Origin of the sequence: Pseudomonas sp. C5pp (assembly GCF_000814065.1) — a bacterium.
Lineage (GTDB): Bacteria > Pseudomonadota > Gammaproteobacteria > Pseudomonadales > Pseudomonadaceae > Aquipseudomonas > Aquipseudomonas asiatica.
The window spans coordinates 16,499-39,879 of sequence record NZ_JWLN01000038.1; the positions used below are offsets into that span (position 1 = coordinate 16,499).

Sequence of the window (23,381 nt, forward strand, 5' to 3'; positions counted from 1 at the left end):
GGCGAAAGGGTTCACTCTCTCATACGTGGTCACAGCTGATTCAGCTGATGCCTACAGGGACTTCACGCCGATACCGTGCGGATCACTCTCCCACGCGGGTGTGCTGACACACACCAGTGCTGGCTACGATCTCTGTCCCGCGCGCTCAAACCCTAACAAAGCGAAAGGCGGCTGGCCCTAATAGGCCAGCCGCCTTTTCTTTTTCAAAATGTCAGCGCTGCCACAGATCTGAAGTCATGCGCCTCATGTTTGCTGCGCGACAGCGCAGCCCGGAAGGGCTGGGTGATCTCCCACAGGGAAATCACAGGGCCTGAGGGCAGCGGAGTACCTGTGGGAGCGGGTTTACCCGCGAAAGGGCCAGTACAGGCCACCTGCAAACGGTCAGGCCGACGCGAACCGCTCATCCAGGTAGGCAATGATGGCCTTGGACTCATACATCCAGGTCACCTTGCCCGCTTCTTCAATACGCAGGCACGGCACTTTCACCCGGCCGCCACCTTCCTGCAGGGCCTGGCGGTGCACCGGGTCGTTCTTGGCATCGCGCAGCGCTACCGGCACGTTCAAACGGTGCAGAGTGCGGCGGGTCTTGACGCAGAACGGGCAGGCGTGGAACTGGTACAGCGCCAGGCCCTGGGCCGCTTGCTCGACGCGGGCCTGGGCGGCGGCGTCGCGCTTGCGCTTGGCCGGGCGGCTGATCCAGTCGCCGAACACGATGAGCTGGCCGAGGCCAACCCGCAGGGCTTTGACGATCATGGGCAACTCCTGAAATGAAAAAGCCGACCCGGCAGGGTCGGCTCGGGGTCAGCAGCCAATCACTTGATCAGGCTGAGGAACTCGCTGCGGGTGGCGGCGTTTTCGCGGAACTCACCCAGCATCACCGAGGTGATCATGGTCGAGTTCTGCTTCTCGACACCGCGCATCATCATGCACATGTGCTTGGCTTCGATGACCACGGCAACGCCGGCGGCACCGGTTACCTGCTGCACGGCCTCGGCAACCTGGCGGCTGAGGTTTTCCTGGATCTGCAGGCGGCGAGCGTACATGTCGACGATGCGCGCCACCTTCGACAGGCCCAGTACCTTGCCCTTGGGCAGGTAGGCCACGTGAGCCTTGCCGATGAACGGCAGCATGTGGTGTTCGCACATCGAATACAGCTCGATGTCCCGGACCAGCACCATTTCGCTGTTGTCAGAGCTGAACAGCGCGTTGTTGGTGACTTCTTCCAGTGTTTGCTCATAACCGCGGCAAAGGTACTTCATCGCCTTTGCAGCCCGCTTGGGCGTGTCGAGCAGGCCCTCACGGGAGACGTCCTCGCCAATCTGGCTGAGGATCTCGGTGTAGTTCTGTTCCAGGGACATGGATCTACCTGTGGGAAAAAATCGCAAAAACGAAGGGTACGGCGGTGAGGGCGGCGCTGCAAGCGCGGCGTTACTCGTCGCGGCCTTCGAGCATGGTTCGCTTGAGCATCACATACACTGCGCCGGTGCCGCCGTGGCGGGCGCTGCACGAGGCAAAACCGAGCACCTGCGGGTGCTGGCGCAGCCAGGTGTTGACGTGGCTCTTGATCATCGGGCGCTTGCCGTCCAGGCGCGCGGCCTTGCCGTGGGTAACCCGCACGCAGCGCACTTCCAGTCTGGTGGCCTCGGCGATGAAATCCCACAGGGTTTCGCGGGCCTTTTCCACGGTCATGCCATGCAGGTCGAGGCTGCCCTCGAACGGGATCTGCCCCAGCTTCAGCTTGCGCAGCTGGCCTTCCTGTACGCCATCGCGGCGCCACAGCAACTCATCTTCGGCGCCAACGTCGATGACGAACTGGTCGGACATGCCGTCGATCACCAGCGCCTTGTCACTGCGCACGGTCGCCGCCTGACGCAGGCCGGCCAGCTTCTGGCGGTCGGCCTTGGGCTTGCCGACTTCGGCGCGGTCGTGCCTGATCGGTTTGACACCGCGCACTTCGGCCTTGAACAGGGAAAAATCGTCGTCTTGCATGATGCCTCCACGTGGGCGGCGTAGTTTACGCGACTGTGGGGCCTTGTGCAGCCTGTGCCGGCCCTTTCGCGGGTAAACCCGCTCCCACAGGGACCGCGTCAGCAGTGCCTCAATCGTGTTTTTTCATCAGGTGCGGCGACAGGTTCAGTTCCCGCCCGCGGCGCAGGCGAATGCGGCTGCGCCGCCAGAAGCGCACGCCCAGCCACAGCAGCAGCAAACCGGCCACGGTGAGGATGCCGGCCAGCGGTTTGTTGGCATTGAGCTCCGCCAGGGCAGGGTAGTTGCCCAGCAGGCCGGCAACGCCGGCCATCGCCAGCAGCACGCCAAGGGTCGCCAGCATGGCCGAAAGGCCTGCCGCCAGGCGGGCACCCCAATTACGCGGTTCGCGCGGGCGCAGGCGCTTGGCGTCGAAACTGCCTTTGAGCTTCATTCCGCTCTCCTCTGTGGATATCCGGAATTCGACCTGGGGCCGCCCATCGGGTTCCGCCCGGCTGCCGGGCGGTTGTGCTCAGCCGCTCAGATCAGGCTGGCGGTGGGGGCCACGCAAGCGAAGTTGTCGGCCATCACGGCCATTTCGCACTGGTGGATCTGCGCGGCCGGGATCACCCTATCCTTGAATGCCAGGTCGCGGGTCGCCGAAGCGTCTTCCACCAGGGTGCAGCGGTAACCATAGTCCTTGGCGCGGCGTACCGTGGTGCTGACGCTGGAGTGGCTCATGAAACCGCAGACGATCAGGTCCAGGTGGCCCAGCGCCTGCAGGGTCTCATGCAGCTGGGTGTTCTTGAATGCGTTGGGCATGCGTTTTTCGATGACGATTTCGCCTTCCAGCGGCTCCAGCCCCGGAATGAACTGGCCGGCCGGCCCTTGTGGGTCGAAGCGGCCACCGACAGTGCCCAGGTGGCGAACGTGGATGATCGGACGGCCGCTCTTGCGCGCGGCGTCGAGCAACCTGGCGATGTTGGCCACGGCCTCGTCCATGCCCGACAGCGCCAGGGGCCCGCTGAGGTACTCCTTTTGCGCATCGATGATGATCAGGCTGGCGTGGCTCAGCTTGGCCGGCGGGTAGTCGCGGCCAGTGAGGCGAAACATCGTGGTTGGAACGGACATCAAGGGCTCCTTGGATAGGGCTTTTGTATACCTATTCTCCCCTGCCTTGGCGCCAATGGGAATGGTTGACAACGCAAGCGGCATGGTTACTGGCTTGTGGCTAGCCATTGGGTAAGGCAAAGGAACAAATGTGCGGGTGGGGCTGTTAGACTTTTGTCCGGTCTGAATTAGGAGTACCCCGTGATCACATCCCGCCTGCGCACGCTGCGCGACTACATCCGCTGGGCGGTCAGCCGCTTCCACGAGCACGACCTGTTCTTCGGCCACGGTGCCGACAATGCCTGGGACGAGGCCCGCCTGCTGGTACTGGGGGCGGTGCACCTGCCGTGGGAGGTGGCCGACAGCTATCTGGACTGCATGCTCGAGGACGACGAGCGGGTACGCCTGCAGCACCTGCTCAAGCGCCGTATCGAAGAACGCGTGCCGGCCGCCTACCTGTTGGGCGAGGCCTGGTTCTGCGGCATGTCGTTCATCGTCGACGAGCGCGTGCTGGTGCCGCGTTCGCCGATTGGCGAGCTGATCGAGAAACGCTTCGAGCCGTGGCTGGCGAGCGAGCCGGCGCGCATTCTCGACCTGTGCACCGGTTCTGGCTGCATCGGCATCGTTGCCGCCGACGTGTTCCCCGAGGCCGAGGTAGTGCTGGCCGACCTGTCGTTCGAAGCGCTCGAAGTGGCCAACCAGAACATCGAACGCCACGGTCTGGACGGGCGGGTGTACACCGTGCAGGGCGACGGTTTTGGCGGTTTGCCAGGGCAACGTTTCGACCTGATCCTGTCCAACCCGCCGTATGTCGATGCCGAAGACTTCGACGACATGCCGGCCGAGTACCACCACGAGCCCGAGTTGGGCCTGGCCTGCGGCAACGATGGCCTGGACCTGGTGCGGCGCATGCTGGCCGAGGCGGCGGACCACTTGACCGACAAGGGCTTGCTGATTGTCGAGGTGGGCAACAGCCAGGTGCATGTCGAGGCGCTATACCCCGAGGTGGACTTTGCCTGGCTGGAGTTCGAGCGCGGTGGGCACGGGGTGTTCATGCTGACCGCCGAGCAGTGCCGCCAGCATCAGGAACTGTTCAAGGCCCGGGTCTGATTCCAGGGCCTCTTCGCGGGTAAACCCGCTCCCACAGGTATAGCGTTGCCCTCAGGTGCGACGCGGACCCTGTGGGAGCGGGTTTACCCGCGAATTAGGCGACGCGGTCTCAGCGCGTGGCAATCCAGATCAGCAACCCCGCCTGGAACACCGCAAACGCCACCAGGCAGGTAATGGTAAAGCGCAACCCGCTGTCTTCACGCTGGTACTTGGCAACCCGTTCATCCCGCTCACGCAGTTGCCCTTCCTTCTCCTGCAACTGCTGGTCAGCCTGCTGCAGCAGGCCGGCAGCATCCAGTATCCCCACTCGCTGCAAGCGCTCGCTGTTCCACGCCCCCTTGAGCTCGCCCACCGTCATTTCCACGGTACGGCCCTTCAGATGCTGGCTGTCCTCGTACTCCACCTCGATACCCATCCCGCGCAGGCAGTGGTCACGACGCAGGCGTGAGTCTTCGTTCAGCGCATCCTTGCTCGGCAGCGCCATGCCCTCGATCCGGTAGTGCGACCACTTGCGCTGCAGCCACTGCGCGGCCTGGGCCAGCAGGAAGCGGCCGATGCCACGGTTCAGCGGCTCCAGTTGCAGGCCATGTTCATTGCCAATGCGCACCAGGCGCGCGGAGTGGTCGACGCGAATGTCCAGGCGGTTCTGTTCCTTGTGCACCTTTTGCCCGGGCAGCTGGATTTCCATGCGCAGCAGGCTGTGGGCCTTGTCGTGGCGTTCGGCATAGCCGAACTGCACGAAGCGCAGGGGCCGCGCGCCGGTGTTGCGGTCGGTGGGCAGGGCGGCCAGGCGCAACAGCTGGAAATGTTCGGCGGCCAGCTCGGCCCAGGGCAGGGCAGGGCTTTCCTCGGGCTCTTCGGCTGGCTCTACGGCGGCGGGGGCGGTTGTCATCGGGGCTTGTCCTTGGGTACGGGCATGCGGCAGGGGCTGCGCAGCAGCCCCAAAGTTCCGCTAATACTGAAATATCGGCCGTACCGGCCAAGACCTGAGGGTCAGGCAGAAGGCAAATGCTGGATAAACGTCACAATCTGCTCGCCAAGCTCCCTTGCCAGCGGCAGTTCTGGGTTGAGGTAGCTGTCGCGCTGTTGGCTCATTGCCTTGGGGCTGATGCGCAGCATGTGGTTCATGCCATCGATCAGCACCAGTTGGGCATCCGGCTTGGCCGCCTTCAGTCGTTCGGCGTCGATCACGCCCACCTGCACGTCGTTGCGCCCCTGCACGATCAGCGCGGGCATGGGCAGGCGGGCGAAGGCCGCCGCCGGGTTTTGCTGGAACAGCGAAATCAGGTAGGGCTGCACGCTAGGGCGGAACACCTGACGCAGCGGCGCCGGTACCTCCAGGCTGGTCTGCCCGGCCTGCAGGCGGTCGAGCAGGGCGCTGCCACCAGCCAGTTGTGCCGGCGGCAGGCGCTGTGCCAGCTGTTCGCGCAGCACGTCGGCCAGCGGTCGGCCGCTGCCAGCCAGTGTAATCACCGCGCTGGCGCCGGCCTGCTCGGCGGCCAGGCTGGCGATCAGCGCGCCTTCGCTGTGGCCGATCAGGATCAATGGGCCGAAGCGCGGGTCGGCCTTGAGCTTGCGGCTCCAGGCGACCACGTCGGCTACATAGCGCTCCACGCTCAGGTCACGCTCGTCGGGCGTGGCCGGCTGGCTGGCGGCCACCCCGCGTTTGTCGTAGCGCACGCTGGCGATGTGTTCGTTGGCCAGCAGCAGGGCCAGGCGCTTGAGGTTGTCGACCCGGCCTGACGCCGGGTTGTTGCCGTCTCGGTCGGTGGGGCCGGAGCCGGCGATGATCAGCACCACCGGTGGCGGGGTTGGCTGTTGCGGCAGCAGCAGGCTGCCGTGCAGCACGCCTTGGCCGGTATCGAGGTCGATCGGGCGTTGCAGCACGGTGGGGGCGGCGGCCTGGGCCAGGCCGGTGCACAGCAGGAAGAAGAGGGCGACGAAGCGCGACATCATGCGGTACTACATGGGGAGATGAGGGTTTGACCCAGTGTTTGCGGGAAGGTTCGAAGGGGAGGTTGCCTGTACTGGCCTCTTCGCGGGTAAACCCGCTCCCACAGGTACAGCACAATTTTCGCATCTTGTGACTACCCTGTGGGAGCGGGTTTACCCGCGAAGAGGCCAGTACAGGCGATCAATCCATCTGTATACTGCCGCTTTCGTTCACTTCAGGCAGATCTCGCGGAGCGTCCATGTCCGGCAATACCTACGGCAAGCTGTTCACTGTCACCACCGCTGGCGAGAGCCATGGCCCGGCGTTGGTCGCCATTGTCGATGGATGCCCACCGGGCCTGGAGATTTCTCTCGACGACCTGCAGCACGACCTTGACCGGCGCAAGCCCGGCACCAGCCGGCACACCACCCAGCGCCAGGAAGCCGACGAGGTGGAAATCCTCTCCGGCGTGTTCGAAGGCCGCACCACCGGCTGCTCGATCGGCCTGCTGATCCGCAACACCGACCAGAAGTCCAAGGACTACTCGGCGATCAAGGACCTGTTCCGGCCGGCCCACGCCGACTACACCTACCACCACAAGTACGGCGTTCGCGACTACCGCGGCGGTGGCCGCAGCTCGGCGCGCGAAACCGCCATGCGCGTGGCCGCCGGTGCCATCGCCAAGAAATACCTGGCCACCCAGGGCATCACAGTGCGCGGCTACATGAGCCAGCTGGGCCCGATCGAAATCCCGTTCCAGACCTGGGAGTCGGTGGAGCAGAACGCCTTCTTCAGCCCTGACCCGAGCAAAGTGCCGGAGCTGGAGGCCTACATGGACCAGCTGCGCCGTGACCAGGACTCGGTGGGTGCCAAGATCACCGTGGTCGCCGAAGGCGTCATGCCGGGCCTGGGCGAGCCTATCTTCGACCGCCTCGATGCCGAACTGGCCCACGCGCTGATGAGCATCAACGCGGTCAAGGGCGTGGAGATCGGCGCCGGCTTCGCCAGCGTGGCCCAGCGCGGCACCGAGCACCGTGACGAACTGACCCCGGAAGGCTTCCTCAGCAACAATGCTGGCGGCATCCTCGGCGGTATTTCCTCGGGCCAGCCGATCGTTGCCCACCTGGCGCTGAAGCCGACCTCCAGCATCACCACCCCGGGCCGCTCCATCGACATCGACGGCAACCCGGTGGACGTCATCACCAAAGGCCGCCACGACCCGTGCGTGGGCATCCGCGCCACGCCGATCGCCGAGGCGATGATGGCCATCGTGCTGATGGACCACCTGCTGCGCCACCGCGCGCAGAATGCCGATGTGAAGGTGAATACCCCGGTGCTGGGTCAGCTCTGATTCGCCAGTACCGGCCTCTTCGCGGGTAAACCCGCTCCCACAGGAATATCACTGGGCCTGAGGGCAGTGGGGTACCTGTGGGAGCGGGTTCACCCGCGAAGAGGCCGGCACAGGTCCCCACAAGGTCACCCCATGCAACCAATCCCCTCCCACAGGAATATCACTGGGCCTGAGGGCAGTGAGGTACCTGTGGGAGCGGGTTTACCCGCGAAGAGGCCGGCACAGGTCCCCACAAGGTCACCCCATGCAACCAATCCCCTACTGGCGCCTGTCCAGCTTCTACCTGTTCTACTTCGCCCTGCTCGGTTCCACCGCCCCGTTCCTGGCGCTGTACTTCGACCACCTGGGCTTCTCTCCGGCACGCATCGGCGAGCTGGTGGCCATCCCCATGCTCATGCGCTGCATCGCCCCCAACCTGTGGGGCTGGCTGGGTGACCGCACTGGCCAGCGCTTGCTGATCGTGCGCCTGGGCGCGCTATCTACCCTGGCCACCTTCGCCCTGATCTTCCTTGGCAAAAGCTACGCCTGGCTGGCGCTGGTCATGGCCCTGCACGCATTCTTCTGGCATGCGGTGCTGCCGCAGTTCGAGGTCATCACCCTGGCCCACCTGCACGGGCAAACCGCGCGCTACAGCCAGGTGCGCCTGTGGGGCTCGATCGGCTTCATCCTAACCGTGGTCGGCCTGGGCCGGCTGTTCGAGTGGCTGAGCCTGGACATCTACCCGGTGGCGCTGGTCACTATCATGGCCGGCATCGTCGCCGCCAGCCTGTGGGTGCCCAATGCCCAGCCGGTGGAGCAGGGCGAGCGCAGTGGCGCGGGCGGTTTCCTGCAGCAACTGCGGGCGCCCGGGGTGGTCGCGTTCTACGTCTGCGTGGCACTGATGCAACTCAGCCACGGGCCGTACTACACCTTCCTCACTCTGCACCTGGAACACTTGGGCTATGCCAGGGGGGCCATCGGTCTGCTGTGGGCACTGGGGGTGGTGGCTGAAGTACTGGTGTTCATGGCCATGAGCCGTATCTTCGCGCGGTTTTCGGTGCAGCGGGTGCTGCTGGCCAGCTTCGTGCTGGCGGCGCTGCGCTGGCTGTTGCTGGGCAACCTGGCCGGCGAGCCGGCGGTGCTGGTGTTTGCCCAGGTGTTGCACGCGGCCACCTTCGGCTGCTTCCATGCCGCCAGCATCGCTTTCGTGCAGGCCAGCTTCGGTGCCCGCCAGCAGGGCCAGGGCCAGGCGCTGTATGCGGCGCTGTCGGGCACTGGCGGTGCGCTGGGGGCATTGTATTCGGGCTACAGCTGGAAACTGCTGGGGCCCACCTTCACCTTTGGTATGGCCAGTGCCGCAGCCTTGGCTGCAGCCGTTATCATTGCCCTTTGTTCGCAACCGACCAGGACCCGCCCCTGATGAGCATTCTCAGCGTTTTCCACCCCTCTAGCCCGGAACTGCCGAACAAGGTGTTGACCCACCACGACGATATCGTTGCCACCCTGGCCGAGCAGGGCGTGCGCTTTGCCCATGCCGAGCATGGCCTGCGTGTGCGCCCTGGCTCCGCCCAGGAGGAGGTACTGGAGGCCTGTCGCGAGCACCTTGACCAGCTGATGACGGCGCATGGCAGCAAGGCTTTCGTGGTACTCAACCGTGAGGGTGAGGCCCCTGCGCAGGTGGACGTTCGCGATGAGCATGTGCATGACGCCGACGAAGTGTTTGCCGTAGTCAGCGGGCGGGCTCAGGTTGGCCTGCGTGCGGGGGATTGGGTGTATTCGGTGCTGTGCGAGAAGGGCGACCAGCTGGTGCTGCCGGCGGGGACTCGGCGCTGGGTCGAGCTGGGCGCTACACCGTTTTGCTTGGCGTTGCGGTTGTACGGCAGCGAGGAAGGGATGCAGCCGAGGTTTACCGGGGATGTGACTGCGCGGGCGTTTCTGGGCATTGATGAGTTGTGATGGCTTTGCCGGCCTCTTCGCAGCACAAGGCTGCTCCTACAAGTAAAACGCGAAGCTTGAGGCCAGCGCGGGCCCTGTAGGAGCAGCCTTGTGCTGCGAAGAGGCCAGATCAACCAACAAAAAACTCAGCGATAAGTCGGCAGGGCAAACCGCTGCTGGCTCTGCAGCATCGAAATCACCGGCAATTCACTGGCCTGCTCAGCCAAATCGCGGCGAATCGCACTGATCGCCCAGGACAGCTGCTCGGCACTGTGCAATTGCGCGTAGGTCAGCACGCGGCGGGTGACCTTGCCATCAGCTGCGCGCAGGGTCAGCAGCACACCGCCATCTGGGCGGGCCTGTGTATTCACCTGGTAGGCCGAAAATACCGAAACGAACTTTTCCTGGATGAGGTCCATATCAACTCCTGGCTGTTGCGTGGCAGACGTGAGTTGATGGTTGCAGTGACCGTGCCAGGAAGCATTTTCTGAAAAAACCCTTTAATTTCAGTCGATTACGTATTTTTTGCCGAGACGCTGTCGTGCAACCTGCATGGTCGTGCATTTTGCACAGTGCATATTGCACGACCCGCGGCCAGCTATCGCCCCGATAGAATCTGAACCTTTGACCCGGCAGCCTTGCCTGACAAAGACTTGGGCAACGATTTCTGCCAGGAGGTTCCAAATGTCCAGCCAACCCACGCCCACCACCATGACCGACGACGAGACCGCCGCCTTTGCCGAGCAGGTGTTCGAACGTGCCCGACAGGGCGATGCCGAGATGCTCGGGCGCCTGCTAGCCAGCGGCCTGCCGGCCAACCTGCGCAACCACAAGGGCGACACCCTGCTGATGCTGGCCAGCTACCACGGCCACCACGACGCAGTGCGTGTGCTGCTGGCGCATGGCGCCGACCCGCTGATTGCCAACGATAACGGCCAACTGCCCATCGCCGGCGCCGCGTTCAAGGGTGACCTGGCCATGATTCGCCTGTTGCTGGAACACGGCGTACCGGTGGACGCCGCCGCGCAGGATGGCCGCACCGCACTGATGCTGGCAGCCATGTTCAACCGCAGCGAAATCCTCGAGTACCTGCTGGCCCAGGGTGCCGACCCGGCCCGCCAGGATGCCCGTGGTACCACCGCACTGATGGCAGCGCAAACCATGGGGGCCGTGGACGCCGCAGCGCGGCTGCAAGTGCTGGCCGGCTAACCGCAAGGGGGCATTTGCGGCTATCCTTGGCGACTTTTCACCCGTCGCAGGCCCCCTTTCATGAAAACTCAGTTGCTCGAATTCATCAGCCTCATTGGCGCTGGCTGCATGCGCGAGGAAGACATCGAGCGCATCGCCGACGAGGCCGCCCAGGCCTACGCCGACCCCGCCGCCTTCCTGGCCGCCAACCCCGACATCAACTACGACGACAGTTTCCCCATTCCGCTGGGCGAATGGGTGGTGCTGGGCAGCCTGCCGGACACCGTGGTGTTCCAGGCCGACAGCTACCAGGACCTGTTCCAGCAGATCAGCGACTCGTTCGACCAGAGCGTGCCGTTCACCCTCAAGCCCAAACAACTGGCCCGCACCGAGCCGCTGACCGCGCTCAATCGCATTCAGGTGCAGATGGGGGCGCTGAACAAGGAGGCGGGTGGGTATGTGCTGCTCAACTTCAGCCAGTTGCTGGATGACGAGCTGCAGATGGTGATGGTAGGGCAGAACGACCTGGCGCGGGTGCTGGAGCTGGGGGCTGAGGTGGGGATCAAGGTCGAGCCGGCGCTGGAGGCGTTGAAGGTCGCCGTACACGTCTGATTTCCGCGTTTGCTTCTTCGCGGGTAAACCCGCTCCCACAGGGATATCACTTCCCTCGGGCCCAGTGAGATCCCTGTGGGAGCGGGTTTACCCGCGAAGAGGCTGGCACAGGCAGCTTCAATCTTCAGCCCAGCGCGGTATCGAGGAACATCATCACCGCAAACCCACCCATCAACCCCAGGGTCGCCGCAGTCTGGTGCCCATTGCGGTGGGTTTCGGGAATCACCTCGTGGCTCACCACAAAAATCATCGCTCCGGCCGCCAGCCCCATGCTGACCGGGTAGGCCAAGGCAAAGCCGGTCGAAATCCCCAGGCCGATCACCGCACCCAGCGGCTCCATCAGCCCCGACCCGATCGCCACCAGCGCGGCTTTCAGGTTCGACAACCCGGTAGCGCGCAAGGCCAGCGCCACGGCCAACCCCTCGGGGATGTCCTGAATGGCAATGGCGCTGGTCAGCGGCAGGCCGATGTTCATGTCGCCATTGGCAAAGCTCACGCCAATGGCCATGCCCTCAGGCAGGTTGTGCAGGGTAATCGCCAGCACAAACAACCATACCCGGCTGATGCGCTCGGCCTCCGGGCCGCAAGGGCCGGTGCTTTCGTGTTCATGCGGGGTGAAGCGATCCAGGCCCAGCATCAGCAGCACGCCCAGGCCCATGCCCAGCACCACGGTAAAGGCCGCGGCCGGGCCGTTGCCGGTAATTTCGCGGGCGGCATCCAGGCCCGGCAGAATCAGCGAAAACGAACTGGCCGCCAGCATCATGCCGGCGGCAAAACCCAGCATCACATCCTGGGTGCGGGCCCTGACATCGCGCAGCACCACTGCCAGCACTGCGCCCAGCGCCGTGGCGCCAAAGCCGGACAACCCGCCCAGCATGGCCAGGTGCAGGTTGTCGGCATGGTCGCCGTTCACTGCGTTCCACAGGCTGGCGGCCAGCAGTAGCAACACCGCCAGCAGGCTCAACCCCAGGCCGGCGCTGAGCCACGGGGTGTTCACGGCCTGCTGGCGCCAGGCGTTCAGCAGCGAGGTTGGGGCGGCGCTTTGAGTGTGGGCGGGGGGCATGTGAACCTCGAATCAGTGAATAACGGCAGTCTACTCAGGGACCTGCGCCAATCGCCAAGGATTCCCTTCTATCGCCTTGATAGCTGACTATGCTGTGCAGCAAAGCCTTTGACAGGAGTTTTGGCATGGGGTCGACGTTCAACAGCCTGGTCGGGCTGATCATCCTGGCGCTGGATATCTGGGCCATCCTGAATGTGATCAAGAGTGGCAGCGAAGTGGGCATCAAGGTGTTGTGGATCCTGCTCATCGCCTTGCTGCCGGTGGTGGGGCTGGTGATCTGGGCGATCGCCGGGCCGCGGGGGAATGTGCGGATCTGAATGGCTGTGCTGGCCTCTTCGCGGGCACGCCCGCTCCCACAGGGGGATCACTGGACCTGAGGGCAGTGATCTTCCTGTGGGAGCGGGCGTGCCCGCGAAGAGGCCGTAACAGACAAAAGCGGCAACACCCCCGTGACAAAATTTTCACATTGGTTTAAACAGAATCCGCACCCGCACAATGCTGCGTTGGTAAACACCTGCGCCATCTCCGCAAACCCGCAATCCTAGGACCTTCCCATTCATGGCTAACCTGGACGCCTTGAAGCAACGGGGCGCGCGAGCGTCGTTCTCGCCCACTCTGAAATCCCACCTGGCCTACACCCTGCTCAGTGGCCTGGTGATCATGCTGATGCTCAGCCTCGTGCGCCTGGCGCTGCTGGTCTACAACAGCGACATGATCGGCGATACCCCCAGCGCGACCGTCGCAGAAGGCTTCCTCAACGGTTTGCGCTTCGACCTGCGGGTAGTGGTGTACATCAGCATTCCGCTGCTGCTGGCCATCCTCAGTCCCTGGGCCATGGCCCGGCGTGGCCTGTTCCGTTTCTGGTTGACCATCACCTCAAGCGTGGTGATGTTCCTCGGCCTGATGGAAATGGACTTCTATCGCGAGTTCCACCAGCGCCTCAACGGTTTGGTGTTCCAGTACATCAAGGAAGACCCGAAGACCGTGCTGAGCATGCTCTGGTACGGCTTCCCGGTGGTGCGCTACCTGCTGGCCTGGCTGTTCGGCACCTGGCTGCTGAGCCTGCTGTTCAAGGGCATCGACCGCATGACCCGTGGCAACGGTGCCGGCGAGGTCGCCCTGCAGCGCCGTGCAGCGCCGTGGTACAACCGCCTGGCGGTGTTCATGGTGATCCTGCTGGTGGCCGTGGTCGCCGCCCGTGGCACCCTGCGTCAGGGCCCGCCGATGCGCTGGGGTGATGCCTTCACCACCGATTCCAACTTCGTCAACCAGCTGGGCCTGAACGGCACCCTGACCCTGATCGATGCTGCCAAGAGCCGCTTCGGCGAAGACCGCGCCAACATCTGGAAGCCGGTGCTGGAGCAGGACGTGGCCACGCAGAGCGTGCGCGAGCAGCTGCTGACCGCCCACGACACCCTGGTCGATGCCGACGAGGCTGCAATCCGCCGCGACTTCGTGCCGCCGGCCGAGCGCACCCTGCCGATCAAGAACGTGGTGGTGATCCTGATGGAAAGCTTCGCTGGCCACTCGGTGGGCGCGCTGGGTAGCCCCAACAACATCACCCCGTACTTCGACAAGCTGGCCAAAGAGGGCCTGCTGTTCGACCGCTTCTTCTCCAACGGCACCCATACCCACCAGGGCATGTTCGCCACCATGGCCTGCTTCCCCAACCTGCCAGGCTTCGAGTACCTGATGCAGACCCCGGAAGGCGGCCACAAGCTCTCCGGCCTGCCAGCCTTGCTCAGCGCCCGCGATTACGACGACGTTTACGTCTACAACGGCGACTTTGCCTGGGACAACCAGTCCGGGTTCTTCGGCAACCAGGGCATGACCACCTTCATTGGCCGTAACGACTTCGTCAACCCGGTGTTCTCCGACCCGACCTGGGGCGTGTCCGACCAGGACATGTTCGACCGCGGCGCCGAAGAGCTGGCCAAGCACGATGGCAAGAAGCCGATCTACGCGCTGCTGCAGACCCTGTCCAACCACACCCCGTACGCGCTGCCCAAAGACCTGCCGGTAGAGCCGGTAACCGGCCAGGGCCGCCTGGACGAGCACCTCACTGCCATGCGCTATTCGGACTGGGCGCTGGGGCAGTTCTTCGAGAAGGCGCGCAAGGAGCCGTACTTCAAGGAAACCCTGTTCGTCATCGTTGGCGACCATGGCTTTGGCAACCACCAGCAGGTCACCGAGCTGGACCTGGGCCGCTTCAACGTGCCGCTGCTGCTGATTGCCCCAGGCATCCAGGAGAAGTTCGGTGCGGTCAACCACACCGTGGGCACCCAGGTCGACATCGTGCCGACCATCATGGGCCGCCTGGGTGGCCAGGCCCGTCACCAGTGCTGGGGCCGCGACCTGCTCAACCTGCCTGAGGGCGACCAGGGCATGGGCATGATCAAGCCATCGGGCAGCGAGCAGATCGTCGGCCTGGTACAGGGCGACCGTATCCTGATCGAGTCCAAGGACATGACCCCGCGCATGTACCGCTACCAGCTGGGCAGCGAGTTCAAGGCCGAGCTGATCGAAAGCCCGGACCAGCCGGAAATGCTGAAGAAGCTGGAAGCGTATATCCAGACTGCGACCAAGAGCTTGCTGGATAACACTGCTGGTGTAGTGCACGGCACGCCTAAGTAAGGCTGCAACAGGGGCCGCTTTGCGGCCCATTCGCGGGTAAACCCGCTCCCACAGGGATTTCACAGGGTCTGAGGGCAGTGATATCCCTGTGGGAGCGGGTTTACCCGCGAAGAGGCCGGCACAGACTGAACATTCTCCCCACCTCAAGGTCACTTGTTTCAGGCATTACACACCTGGTGTTCGTTGACTGAGAGGGTTCGTTCAATGAAAGAGTGGGAAGTCATCTTTGCCGACCAGAAAGGCGTGCTCACCACCCTGACGCTGCGCGGCGACCAGTGCCCCAGCGAAGAGGACGCCGCGCGGGCCATCCGTTCGCACCTGTTCCCGGTGATGGACGAGCTGGACCTCAACGACTTCCAGGACCGCACCATTTCCCCCACCGCACGCTGGCTGAAGGAGCAGAGTGGCGTGACCATCACCAGCATCCACGAAACGCCCTGAACCACACGTTTGCGTGGTGCCCTGGCAGGCACTACGCTGCATGAAGGTGCCGGCCTATTCTGCGGGTCGGCACCGCATCCCTTCGCGTCTTGCATCAGCTCGAACTGCCCGGCCGCTGCCGGCAGGTGCGTAGTGCACGGAAAGTCTATCCATCGCATTATTCAGGAGGACGTTTCATGAGCAGCCAGAACGACGATATCAGCAGCAACGTCCTGCGCCAGATGAAGGCAGGCGGTTTCGACTTCACCCAGATCCATCCCATCGAGTTCTACGCCATATTCCCCGACGAAGCAGGGGCCCGCCGTGCGGCCGGGCAGTTTCGTGGGGAATCGCTGAATGCCCAGGTCAAGGAGCTGGGCGACGGTGCATGGCATCTGGAACTGAGCAAGGTCATGTATGCCACCCATGGCGGGATTGGCGACTTTGAAGAGGCCTTCGAGCAGCTGGTGACACCTTATGGCGGTGAGGTGGAAGGGTGGGGGGTCAAGCAGGAGCGGCCCATAGCCTGAGAGTTTTGTGTTGCCTTCTTCGCGGGCAAGCCCGCGAAGAAGCACACACAGCCCTCAAGGCCTGCGCCCAGCCATATGCCCCAGGTAAGCCAGCAATTCATCCAGCTCCGATTCACTCAAGACACTCTCTGCAAACCCCGGCATCTTTGCCTGCGGCCACTGCCGCAGGCTTTGCGGGTCACGAATCAGCTGGCGTAGATATTCAGGCCGAAAATACTCGGTCGGGTTATGCGGCATATTCAGGTCCGGCCCCACCTGTGCATCCCCTGCGCCATTCAACCTATGACACGCCAGGCAATTCTGCTGGAACAAGGCAAAGCCTCGGCGCACCGGGCTGTCGGCCGGCAACTTGGGGTCGGGCAGCAGCGCCGGAAAACGCGCTTCGACGGAGGCCAGCTTGCGAATCGTGGAAATCTGGAACGGCCACTGCTCCGGGCGGATACCGCTGGCCTGCGGTGCAGTCCACACCAGGTAGAACGGTCCTGCACTCGGCTTGCCTTGGCCCAGTGGTGGCCATGGCCGGTCAGGTTCCTCCACCGCCAGCCAGGCCTGTGCCGGCCCCTGCTGCAACAGTGGCGCTGCGGGCATTTCGGCGGCAAAACCGTCCAGCGCCACTGCCTGCAGGTGGTCGCTGGCGCTCACGCCGTCCAGCAGCGCGGCCAGCGGCACAGCCCGATAACGCATGGGCTGCTTGTAGGAAACGTCCTGGTCGATGCTGATGTCCCGGGCCTGCGGGTGGTCGAGCAGTTCTTCACTGCTCCATTGGCGCGTCGTGGCGCCCAGTTCAAGGTGCAGTTGCGCCGCCGACAGCGGCAGGCTCAGGAGCAACACTAACAGTGCAAGGCAGTGGCGCATGGGTAATCTCCGACCATCAAGGCCAGCAGGTTACCTGTGCGTTGCCTGTTGGCGCCACAGCGGCAGTCAGCCGAACAAACGTGTGAGGTTCGGCAGGATCAGCAGCAAAGTCGTGGCGAAGAGAATGAGCCCAGCTTGGCGAATTTTCGATTGTCTGAACATGGCGGACCGCCTTCTTGTTGTTATTCCTGAATACCCGTTGGCTTCCCTGTCGAGCTTCGGGTCGATCGCAGTGGCGTTGCGTGACGCCTGAACTGCCTGCCTCTTGAGAGTGGATATACAACCAACAGTAGGGTGTGCGTCATCCATGTTTGAGAACCCTTTGTTCTAATACTATGGGTCGTTGATTTCGTCTGGCTATGAGGCCAAGTGCCAGCCAGCTGGCATGCTCTCGCTAGACGGTGGCGCAAGTGCCAGCAGGGCACCGACGAAATGTGACCGTTCGTCAGTGCGGCCTACTTGCTTGTACGTGCCTTTCGCGTCAGTCTCTACAGCAGATTCCCACCCATGTCGTTCAGGACTATCCCTATGTCGTTACGCATCTGCATCCTTGAAACCGATGTCCTGCGACCGGAGTTGACCGCGCAGTACCAGGGCTACGGCAGGATGTTCGAGCAGCTCTTCTCGCGTCAGCCGATCGCCGCCGAATTTCGTGTGTACAACGTGATGAACGGCGATTACCCCGCCGACAATGAAGTGTTCGATGCCTATCTAGTGACGGGCAGCAAGGCCGACTCGTTTGGTACCGACCCATGGATCCAGACGCTCAAGGCCTACCTGCTGAAGCTGTACGAGCGTGGCGAGAAGTTGCTGGGTGTATGTTTCGGCCACCAGTTGCTGGCGTTGACCCTGGGTGGCAAGGCCGAGCGTGCGGAACAGGGCTGGGGTGTGGGTATCCACCGCTATTCGCTGGCGGCCCATGCGCCGTGGATGGACCCGGAGGTATCGGAGCTGACCTTGCTGATCAGCCACCAGGACCAGGTGACCGAGCTGCCGGAAGGCGCCACGGTGATCGCCTCCAGCGATTTCTGCCCGAACGCTGCGTACCACATTCGTGACCAGGTGCTGTGCTTCCAGGGGCACCCCGAGTTCGTGCACGACTACTCTCGCGCGCTGCTCGATGCGCGCCAGGAGTATCTGGGGGATGAGGTGTACCACAAGGCCGTGGCCAGCCTGGCCACCGAGCACCAGGGCGACCTGGTGGGGGAGTGGATGTTGCGGTTTATCCAGCAACCGGTGAGCAAACACGACGCGGCCTGAAGCCGAGCGCTGTTTTTGTAGGAGCAGCCTTGTGCTGCGAAGAGGCCCTCACGACCACATAGCATATGTTGGTCTTGCCGGCCTTTTCGCAGCACAAGGCTGCTCCTACAGGAAGCGCGCCGGGCCTGGGGTCAAAGCCAGCCAGACTTCTTGAAGCTGGCATACAGCGCGGTACAGCCCAGCCCAATCACCCCCAGTACCCCGAAGTACCCATAGTGCCACCCCAACTCCGGCATGTTCTGGAAGTTCATCCCGTAAACCCCGGCAATTGCCGTGGGGAACGCCAGGATCGCCGCCCAGGCTGCAAACTTGCGCTGCACGATGCTCTGCCGTGACGACTCCAGCAGCATGCCGATCTCGATGGTCTGGCTGGCGATGTCACGGATACCGGCCAGGTCTTCCATCTGCCGCGTCACGTGGATTTGCACGTCACGGAAGTACGGGCGCATGTTCTTGTCGATGAACGGGAAGCTCAGGCGCTGCAGTTCCTCGCTCACTTCCACCATCGGTGCCACGTAGCGGCGCAGGCGCAGGATGTCGCGGCGCAGGCTATGCAAGCGGCGGATATCGTCCTCTTGCAGCGAACCGCCAAGCACGCTCTGCTCCAGCTCTTCGATCTCGCCATGAATGGCCTCGCTGACCGGCTGGTAGTTCTCGGTGACGAAGTCGAGCAGGGCGTACAGCACGAAGTCTTCGCCGTGCTCCAGCAGCAACGGCCGCGCCTCGCAGCGTTGGCGCACCAGGGCATAGGATTTGGAGTGGCCGTTGCGGCAGGTGATGATGTAGCCGTTGCCGGCGAAGATGTGGGTTTCGATGAACTCCAGCTTGCCTTCGTGGCGCACCGGCGAATAGGTGACGATGAACAGGGCGTCGCCGAAGGTTTCCAGCTTGGGCCGGCTGTGCTTTTCCAGGGCGTCTTCGATGGCCAGTTCGTGCAAATTGAACTGGCATTGCAGGTTGGCCAGTTCCTCAGCGTTGGGCTCTTCCAGGCCAATCCACACAAAATGCCCTGGCTTGCGTGCCCATTCGCTGCCTTCGTCGATGCTGATGTTGGTGACCTTTCTGCCGGCGCTGTATACCGCCGATGCCACGACTCGACCCATGGTTGTTCGCTTATTCCGGTTGGACACGGGTTACAGCTTGGGCTGTAGTGGGCTCAAGAGCAACCTAGCTCTTGGCCAGTTCCCCTTCCATGCGGTCGATGCATTGCTGCATCTGCCCGCGGCACTGTTCGATCAGCGCCGGCAGGTCCTGCAGGGTCATGCCCGCCGTGGCGATCGGTGGCAGCGAGCGCACGATCACCGTGCGCTGGCGCCAGCTGTTCAGGCTGAGGCGCCCGGCATAGCGGCTGACGCACACCGGCACGATCGGCACACCCGCCTCGATGGCCATGTGAAACGCGCCCTTCTTGAAGGCCAGCAGGTGCTCGCCGGGATTGCGCGTGCCTTCGGGGAAAATCCAGATCGAGGTGTCGTCCTGCAGTACCCGGGTGGTCTTCTGCATGGCCTTGCGTGCCTGGTAGGCATTCTTGCGGTCGACCAGCACGTTGCCACCCAGCCAGAACAGCTGGCCGAACAGCGGGATCCAGCCCAGGCTTTTCTTGCCGATGGCGACGGTGCGCTGCGGCACCACCTGGCCTAGCACGAACAAGTCGAAGTTGGACTGGTGGTTGGCGACGATCACGCAGCCTGGCGGCTGGTCCCACAGCGGGCCGACTTCGGCCTTGACCCTGATGCGCATCAGCCAGGTGGCCGGCAGGCTGTAGAGGCGGGCGAAGACGCGGCTGTTGTCGGGGTTGAAGGGGCGGCACAGGCCAACGACCAGGCCCAGGGCCCCAACCACAAGGAAATGCAGCGCCAGCAGGAACATGCGCAATGAATAAAGCATGGTACGACTCACACCAGACAGTCGCCGGGCAGTGTACGGATGTGCACTGGTCGGGGCAAACCCTGGTGCAAGCTTGTACTGGCCCTTTCGCGGGTGAACCCGCTCCCACGGGTACCTCACTGCTCTTGAGGCATGCGATATCCCTGTGGGAGCGGGTTCACCCGCGAAGAGGCCGGTACGGTCAACCTGTATAGTGCTGATCCAGCTCGATCGCCTTGTCCAGCGCCTCCAGCAGCTCTTTGCGCACCTTCAGCTTGGTGTGCTTGTGCGCCAGCATGTTCAGCTTCTTCAGCTCCCGCGCTTTCTCCAGTGCTGCATCCTGCAACTGCTCGGCCGGCACCACCTTGTCGAGGAAGCCGGCATCCACCGCGCCCTGCGGGTCAAACACCTCGGCATTGATCACCGAGCGGTGGAAGGCCGAGCGGCGCAGGCGGTCGCGGGCCAGTTCGATGCCGGCATGGTGCATGGTCATGCCGATCTGCACTTCGTTCAGGCACACCTTGTACGGCCCTTCGACGCCAATGCGATAGTCGCCCGACAGCAGCAGGAAGGCGCCCTTGGCCACGGCGTTGCCCGGGCAGGCGACCACTACCGGGAACGGGTGCGACAGCAGGCGGCGGGCGAGGGTGGAGCCGGCGGTGACCAGGCTGATCGCCTCCTTGGGGCCGCTGGTCATCACCTTGAGGTCGTAGCCGCCAGACAGGATGCCGGGCTGCCCGGTGATGATCACCACCGCGCGCTCTTCGGTGGCGCGGTCGAGCGCGGCGTTGAAGGCGGCGATGACGTCTGGCGAGATGGCGTTGACCTTGCCGTTGTTCAGGGTCAGGGTGACGATGCCGTCTTCGGCGTGGTAGGTAATCAGCTCGCTCATGGCAGAGTCCTTTTGTTGGCGTGGCGACGACGTTACCCAGCGCCAGGGGCGAGGTAAAGCAGTAAGGCTGACTGGTCGGTCAGCGTTCGCCGGGGCTCAAATGCAAATGCATGAAAAAATTGAAAAAAATGCTTGCCAAAGGGAAGGTCTTTCACTAAATTAGCGCACCTCGACAGGCTGCAAGGCTTGAAGAGAAACGGTGAAGTGTCCGAGTGGTCGAAGGAGCACGCCTGGAAAGTGTGTATACGAGAAATCGTATCAAGGGTTCAAATCCCTTCTTCACCGCCACATTCTACGAAGAGCCCCCGAGCTGAAAAGCCGGGGGCTTTTTGTTTTTGGGCCTTTGGGGGCCGCTTTGCGGCCCTTTCGCGACACAAGGCCGCTCCTACAGGGACCGCGTACGCCTGTAGGAGCGGCCTTGTGTCGCGAAGGGGCGCAACGCGCCCCCAAAATTCTAGAAGCTGACCGAAGCCGAAAGCCGAGCCGTCCGCGGCGCTCCCTGGAACAGGTAGTTATCCCCCAGGTAATCCCCCACATCGCGCCAATAACGCTTGTCGAACACGTTATCCACAGTCAGCCGCAGCACCGTGTCATACCCCCCCATACGCGTACGGTAGCGGCTACCCACATCGAACACCGCATACCCACCAACTTCCACATTCCCCGCCTGGCTCGCATATTTGCTGGCGCTGTAGCGCGCCCCGCCCAGCAGTGCCAACCCCGGTACCGGCAGGGTGTATTCCGCCTGCAACGCCGCCCGGAACCTGGGCACGTTGATCGCCTGGTGGCCCTCATAGGCATCGGTATCGCTGTTCTGCACCCGCGCCCGAATCGCCGCAGCGCTGGCCTGCACCTGCAGGTTCGAGGTCACCCAGCCGCTGGCGCCCAGTTCCAGGCCGGTGTTCTTCTGCTGGCCTTGCTGCACGTAGGTGAAAGTGCCGGAGCCGTCCGGGCGCGCGTACTGGTACGCCTGGCGTATCTGGAACAGTGCGGCACTGAAGCTCAGGCCTTGCCAGTCATGCTTGAGGCCTAGTTCCAGTTGGTGTGAGGTCGTCGGTGCCAGGATTTCGAATCTGTTCTCGGCGAACCACGGTGCGGTACCGCCTGCCGACAGGCCTTTGGAATAACTGGCATATACCGAGGTATCCGGCTGCGGCTTGTAGATGAGCGCGGCGTTGGGCAGCAGTTCGTACTGCCGGGTATGGCGGCCGGCAACGCCGTCCTCATTCCAGGTTTTCTCGTCCAGGCGTACTTCACGGGCACCCAGTACGGTCTGCCAGTGCTCGTTGAAGCTGATGCGGTCGCTCACGAACAACCCGTACTGGCGGCTGTCCAGGCGACGTTCGCTAGACCTGATGGGCTTGTCGGATGGATCGAAGGCCGGCGCACCTGTGTGGATATTGCCTGTACCTACCCATTCCATATAGCTGGGGCGCTGATCCAGCGTGCGCCGCTGCGCACTGGTGCCCACGGTCAGCTCATGCCCCACGCCCAGCCCATCGAAACGCCCGTTGAGCATGGCCTGCGCCTCATCTGTACGGCGGGTGTCGTCCGGGCTGCGGAAGTCGTAGATGTCGTAGTCGCCGTTGCTGCCGAAGAACGCGCCTTCGCTCGAGCCCCAGGCAAACGAGCTGTAGTCATCAATCACCACCTTGCTGCGCGAGGCACTCAAAGTCCCGGTCCAGGCTTCGTTGAAACGGTACTCGAAGCGCCCGCCCAGGTTCAGCGAATCGTTCTGCACCGGCTTGGCCCAGTGCTGGTAGGCCAGGCGGTCGTCCGGGTCGATGCCATGGGGTACTTCGCTGCCACCGAGCAACTGGTAACCCGGCACCGAGCGCTGTTCACGGTGCTGGTATTCGGCATCCAGCTGCAGGGTGGCATCTGGGTTGATCTGCCAGTCGAAGGCCAGCGAGGCAAAGTCGCGCTTGCCGTCGGCGTGGTCGACGTAGGAGCGGATGTCTTCATGAGCCAGGTTGGCCCGCAGGCCGAACTGCCGCTCGCTGCCGAACCAGCCACCCAGGTCGGTGGCCAGGTAGCGCTCGCCTTGTTCGTTGGTCGATACCGTGACGCTGCGCACGTCTTCGGCGCGCTTGGTCACGTAGTTGACCAGGCCGCCCGGCTCCGATACGCCGCTCTGCAGCCCGGACAGGCCTTTGAGCAGCTCCACCTGCTGCTTGTTTTCCAGGGCCACGTTCTGCTCGCCGGCGATGGTCTGGCCATTGATGCGGTAGCTGCTGGCGGCATTCAGCTCGAAGCCGCGCACGTTGAAGTTTTCGTAGTAGCCGATGGGGGCGTAGCTTTGGCCCACCGAGGCGTCGCTTTGCAGCACTTCGCTGAGCTGGCGTACCTGGCGGTCTTCCAGCAGTTGCTGGCTGAATACGCTGATCGAGGCCGGGGTGTCGAGGAAGGGTGCGGGCTGGAAGCCGCCTACTGCTGCCTGGCGTGCCTGGTAGCCGTCGTTGGTATAGGTATCGGAGACCTGCAGCGGAGCCAGTAGCACGCTGTCTTCGGCAAGCACATGGGGGCAATGCAGGGCCAGGCCCAGGCTGAGCAGGCTCAGGGGCAGGCGAGGGTGACGCGGGGGCATGCGGTGGGGCTCCTGGATGCGCGACACCTGCGCCGGCCTCTTCGCGGGTGAACCCGCTCCCACAGGAACAGCGCTGCCCTTGAGAGTGGCG

At 63.5% G+C, this 23,381-nt stretch carries 26 protein-coding genes and 1 tRNA gene; 12 read left to right on the forward strand and 15 right to left on the reverse strand.

What is annotated here, in order from left to right:
* Positions 1-381: 381 nt before the first annotated feature.
* The 5 genes from RR51_RS24160 to RR51_RS24180 form a co-directional block, all read right to left on the reverse strand.
* The gene (locus tag RR51_RS24160) at positions 382-753 is read right to left on the reverse strand and encodes a glutaredoxin family protein (RefSeq protein ID WP_003260822.1); all 372 of its coding nucleotides are present in this window, start codon (positions 751-753) and stop codon (positions 382-384) included.
* Positions 754-812: 59 nt separating this feature from the next.
* Complete coding sequence (gene folE, locus RR51_RS24165; RefSeq protein WP_013971502.1) at positions 813-1,358, reverse strand: GTP cyclohydrolase I FolE; 546 nt, start codon at positions 1,356-1,358, stop codon at positions 813-815.
* A 70-nt stretch (positions 1,359-1,428) separates the two neighbouring features.
* A complete protein-coding gene (locus RR51_RS24170) occupies positions 1,429-1,989 on the reverse strand; it encodes a Smr/MutS family protein (protein WP_013971503.1) in 561 nt (186 codons plus the stop codon).
* Positions 1,990-2,098: 109 nt separating this feature from the next.
* On the reverse strand, positions 2,099-2,419 hold the full coding sequence (locus RR51_RS24175; protein ID WP_024086500.1) for a hypothetical protein: 321 nt from the start codon (positions 2,417-2,419) through the stop codon (positions 2,099-2,101).
* Between the two features lie 86 nt (positions 2,420-2,505).
* The gene (locus RR51_RS24180; protein WP_015269349.1) at positions 2,506-3,096 is read right to left on the reverse strand and encodes a cysteine hydrolase family protein; all 591 of its coding nucleotides are present in this window, start codon (positions 3,094-3,096) and stop codon (positions 2,506-2,508) included.
* A 180-nt stretch (positions 3,097-3,276) separates the two neighbouring features.
* On the opposite strand from RR51_RS24180, the gene prmB reads away from it, so the two are divergent.
* Positions 3,277-4,185, forward strand: coding sequence for a 50S ribosomal protein L3 N(5)-glutamine methyltransferase (gene prmB / locus RR51_RS24185; RefSeq protein WP_015269350.1), 909 nt, complete (start codon positions 3,277-3,279; stop codon positions 4,183-4,185).
* A 109-nt stretch (positions 4,186-4,294) separates the two neighbouring features.
* Here prmB and RR51_RS24190 read toward each other — a convergent pair whose 3' ends face one another.
* Together RR51_RS24190 and RR51_RS24195 are read right to left on the reverse strand one after the other, a co-directional pair.
* Positions 4,295-5,077: a hypothetical protein gene (locus RR51_RS24190; RefSeq protein WP_013971507.1), complete on the reverse strand. Its 783-nt coding sequence runs from the start codon at positions 5,075-5,077 to the stop codon at positions 4,295-4,297.
* A 101-nt stretch (positions 5,078-5,178) separates the two neighbouring features.
* Positions 5,179-6,141, reverse strand: coding sequence for an alpha/beta hydrolase (locus tag RR51_RS24195; protein ID WP_039614924.1), 963 nt, complete (start codon positions 6,139-6,141; stop codon positions 5,179-5,181).
* Between the two features lie 236 nt (positions 6,142-6,377).
* Here RR51_RS24195 and aroC point away from each other — a divergent pair, with 236 nt between their 5' ends.
* From aroC to RR51_RS24210, 3 genes are all read left to right on the forward strand, one after another.
* Positions 6,378-7,469 carry a chorismate synthase gene (gene aroC, locus RR51_RS24200; protein WP_003260967.1) on the forward strand — a complete coding sequence of 364 codons (1,092 nt, stop codon included), beginning with the start codon at positions 6,378-6,380 and terminating at the stop codon, positions 7,467-7,469.
* A 244-nt stretch (positions 7,470-7,713) separates the two neighbouring features.
* A complete protein-coding gene (locus RR51_RS24205) occupies positions 7,714-8,868 on the forward strand; it encodes an MFS transporter (protein WP_039614925.1) in 1,155 nt (384 codons plus the stop codon).
* The gene (locus RR51_RS24210) at positions 8,868-9,404 is read left to right on the forward strand and encodes an oxidase (protein ID WP_039614926.1); all 537 of its coding nucleotides are present in this window, start codon (positions 8,868-8,870) and stop codon (positions 9,402-9,404) included. The genes RR51_RS24205 and RR51_RS24210 overlap by 1 nt, the downstream gene beginning before the upstream one ends.
* A gap of 125 nt (positions 9,405-9,529) precedes the next feature.
* Here RR51_RS24210 and RR51_RS24215 read toward each other — a convergent pair whose 3' ends face one another.
* Positions 9,530-9,802, reverse strand: coding sequence for a DUF3509 domain-containing protein (locus RR51_RS24215; protein WP_013971511.1), 273 nt, complete (start codon positions 9,800-9,802; stop codon positions 9,530-9,532).
* A gap of 265 nt (positions 9,803-10,067) precedes the next feature.
* Here RR51_RS24215 and RR51_RS24220 point away from each other — a divergent pair, with 265 nt between their 5' ends.
* Positions 10,068-10,592 (forward strand): ankyrin repeat domain-containing protein, encoded by a 525-nt coding sequence (locus RR51_RS24220; RefSeq protein ID WP_039614927.1) that lies wholly within the window; start codon positions 10,068-10,070, stop codon positions 10,590-10,592.
* A gap of 60 nt (positions 10,593-10,652) precedes the next feature.
* The gene (locus RR51_RS24225; RefSeq protein ID WP_013971513.1) at positions 10,653-11,183 is read left to right on the forward strand and encodes a hypothetical protein; all 531 of its coding nucleotides are present in this window, start codon (positions 10,653-10,655) and stop codon (positions 11,181-11,183) included.
* 124 nt (positions 11,184-11,307) lie between these two features.
* Here RR51_RS24225 and RR51_RS24230 read toward each other — a convergent pair whose 3' ends face one another.
* On the reverse strand, positions 11,308-12,246 hold the full coding sequence (locus RR51_RS24230) for a ZIP family metal transporter (protein WP_039614928.1): 939 nt from the start codon (positions 12,244-12,246) through the stop codon (positions 11,308-11,310).
* A gap of 125 nt (positions 12,247-12,371) precedes the next feature.
* Between RR51_RS24230 and RR51_RS24235 the strand changes: the two genes are divergently transcribed.
* The 4 genes from RR51_RS24235 (at position 12,372) to RR51_RS24250 (ending at position 15,830) form a co-directional block, all read left to right on the forward strand.
* Positions 12,372-12,563 (forward strand): PLDc N-terminal domain-containing protein, encoded by a 192-nt coding sequence (locus tag RR51_RS24235; protein ID WP_012271091.1) that lies wholly within the window; start codon positions 12,372-12,374, stop codon positions 12,561-12,563.
* Between the two features lie 241 nt (positions 12,564-12,804).
* Entirely contained in the window at positions 12,805-14,880 is a 2,076-nt protein-coding gene (locus RR51_RS24240; RefSeq protein ID WP_039614929.1) for an LTA synthase family protein, read from the forward strand.
* Between the two features lie 204 nt (positions 14,881-15,084).
* The gene (locus RR51_RS24245; RefSeq protein WP_015269359.1) at positions 15,085-15,321 is read left to right on the forward strand and encodes a hypothetical protein; all 237 of its coding nucleotides are present in this window, start codon (positions 15,085-15,087) and stop codon (positions 15,319-15,321) included.
* 176 nt (positions 15,322-15,497) lie between these two features.
* Entirely contained in the window at positions 15,498-15,830 is a 333-nt protein-coding gene (locus RR51_RS24250) for a ribonuclease E inhibitor RraB (protein WP_003260395.1), read from the forward strand.
* A gap of 54 nt (positions 15,831-15,884) precedes the next feature.
* Here RR51_RS24250 and RR51_RS24255 read toward each other — a convergent pair whose 3' ends face one another.
* Entirely contained in the window at positions 15,885-16,685 is an 801-nt protein-coding gene (locus RR51_RS24255) for a c-type cytochrome (protein WP_039614930.1), read from the reverse strand.
* 66 nt (positions 16,686-16,751) lie between these two features.
* Positions 16,752-16,994: a hypothetical protein gene (locus tag RR51_RS31335; protein WP_152619935.1), complete on the reverse strand. Its 243-nt coding sequence runs from the start codon at positions 16,992-16,994 to the stop codon at positions 16,752-16,754.
* Positions 16,995-17,213: 219 nt separating this feature from the next.
* Here RR51_RS31335 and RR51_RS24260 point away from each other — a divergent pair, with 219 nt between their 5' ends.
* Positions 17,214-17,945 (forward strand): amidotransferase, encoded by a 732-nt coding sequence (locus tag RR51_RS24260; protein WP_038409106.1) that lies wholly within the window; start codon positions 17,214-17,216, stop codon positions 17,943-17,945.
* Between the two features lie 131 nt (positions 17,946-18,076).
* On the opposite strand, the gene RR51_RS24265 is transcribed toward RR51_RS24260, so the two are convergent.
* The 3 genes from RR51_RS24265 to RR51_RS24275 form a co-directional block, all read right to left on the reverse strand.
* On the reverse strand, positions 18,077-19,048 hold the full coding sequence (locus RR51_RS24265) for a magnesium and cobalt transport protein CorA (protein ID WP_015269363.1): 972 nt from the start codon (positions 19,046-19,048) through the stop codon (positions 18,077-18,079).
* Positions 19,049-19,112: 64 nt separating this feature from the next.
* Entirely contained in the window at positions 19,113-19,832 is a 720-nt protein-coding gene (locus RR51_RS24270) for a lysophospholipid acyltransferase family protein (RefSeq protein ID WP_039614931.1), read from the reverse strand.
* 181 nt (positions 19,833-20,013) lie between these two features.
* Positions 20,014-20,703: a crotonase/enoyl-CoA hydratase family protein gene (locus RR51_RS24275; RefSeq protein ID WP_013971521.1), complete on the reverse strand. Its 690-nt coding sequence runs from the start codon at positions 20,701-20,703 to the stop codon at positions 20,014-20,016.
* A 198-nt stretch (positions 20,704-20,901) separates the two neighbouring features.
* Between RR51_RS24275 and RR51_RS24280 the strand changes: the two genes are divergently transcribed.
* A tRNA-Ser gene (locus tag RR51_RS24280) sits at positions 20,902-20,991 on the forward strand.
* Positions 20,992-21,157: 166 nt separating this feature from the next.
* Here the strand turns inward: RR51_RS24280 and RR51_RS24285 are convergent.
* Entirely contained in the window at positions 21,158-23,290 is a 2,133-nt protein-coding gene (locus RR51_RS24285; RefSeq protein WP_039614932.1) for a TonB-dependent siderophore receptor, read from the reverse strand.
* Between the last annotated feature and the right edge of the window lie 91 nt (positions 23,291-23,381).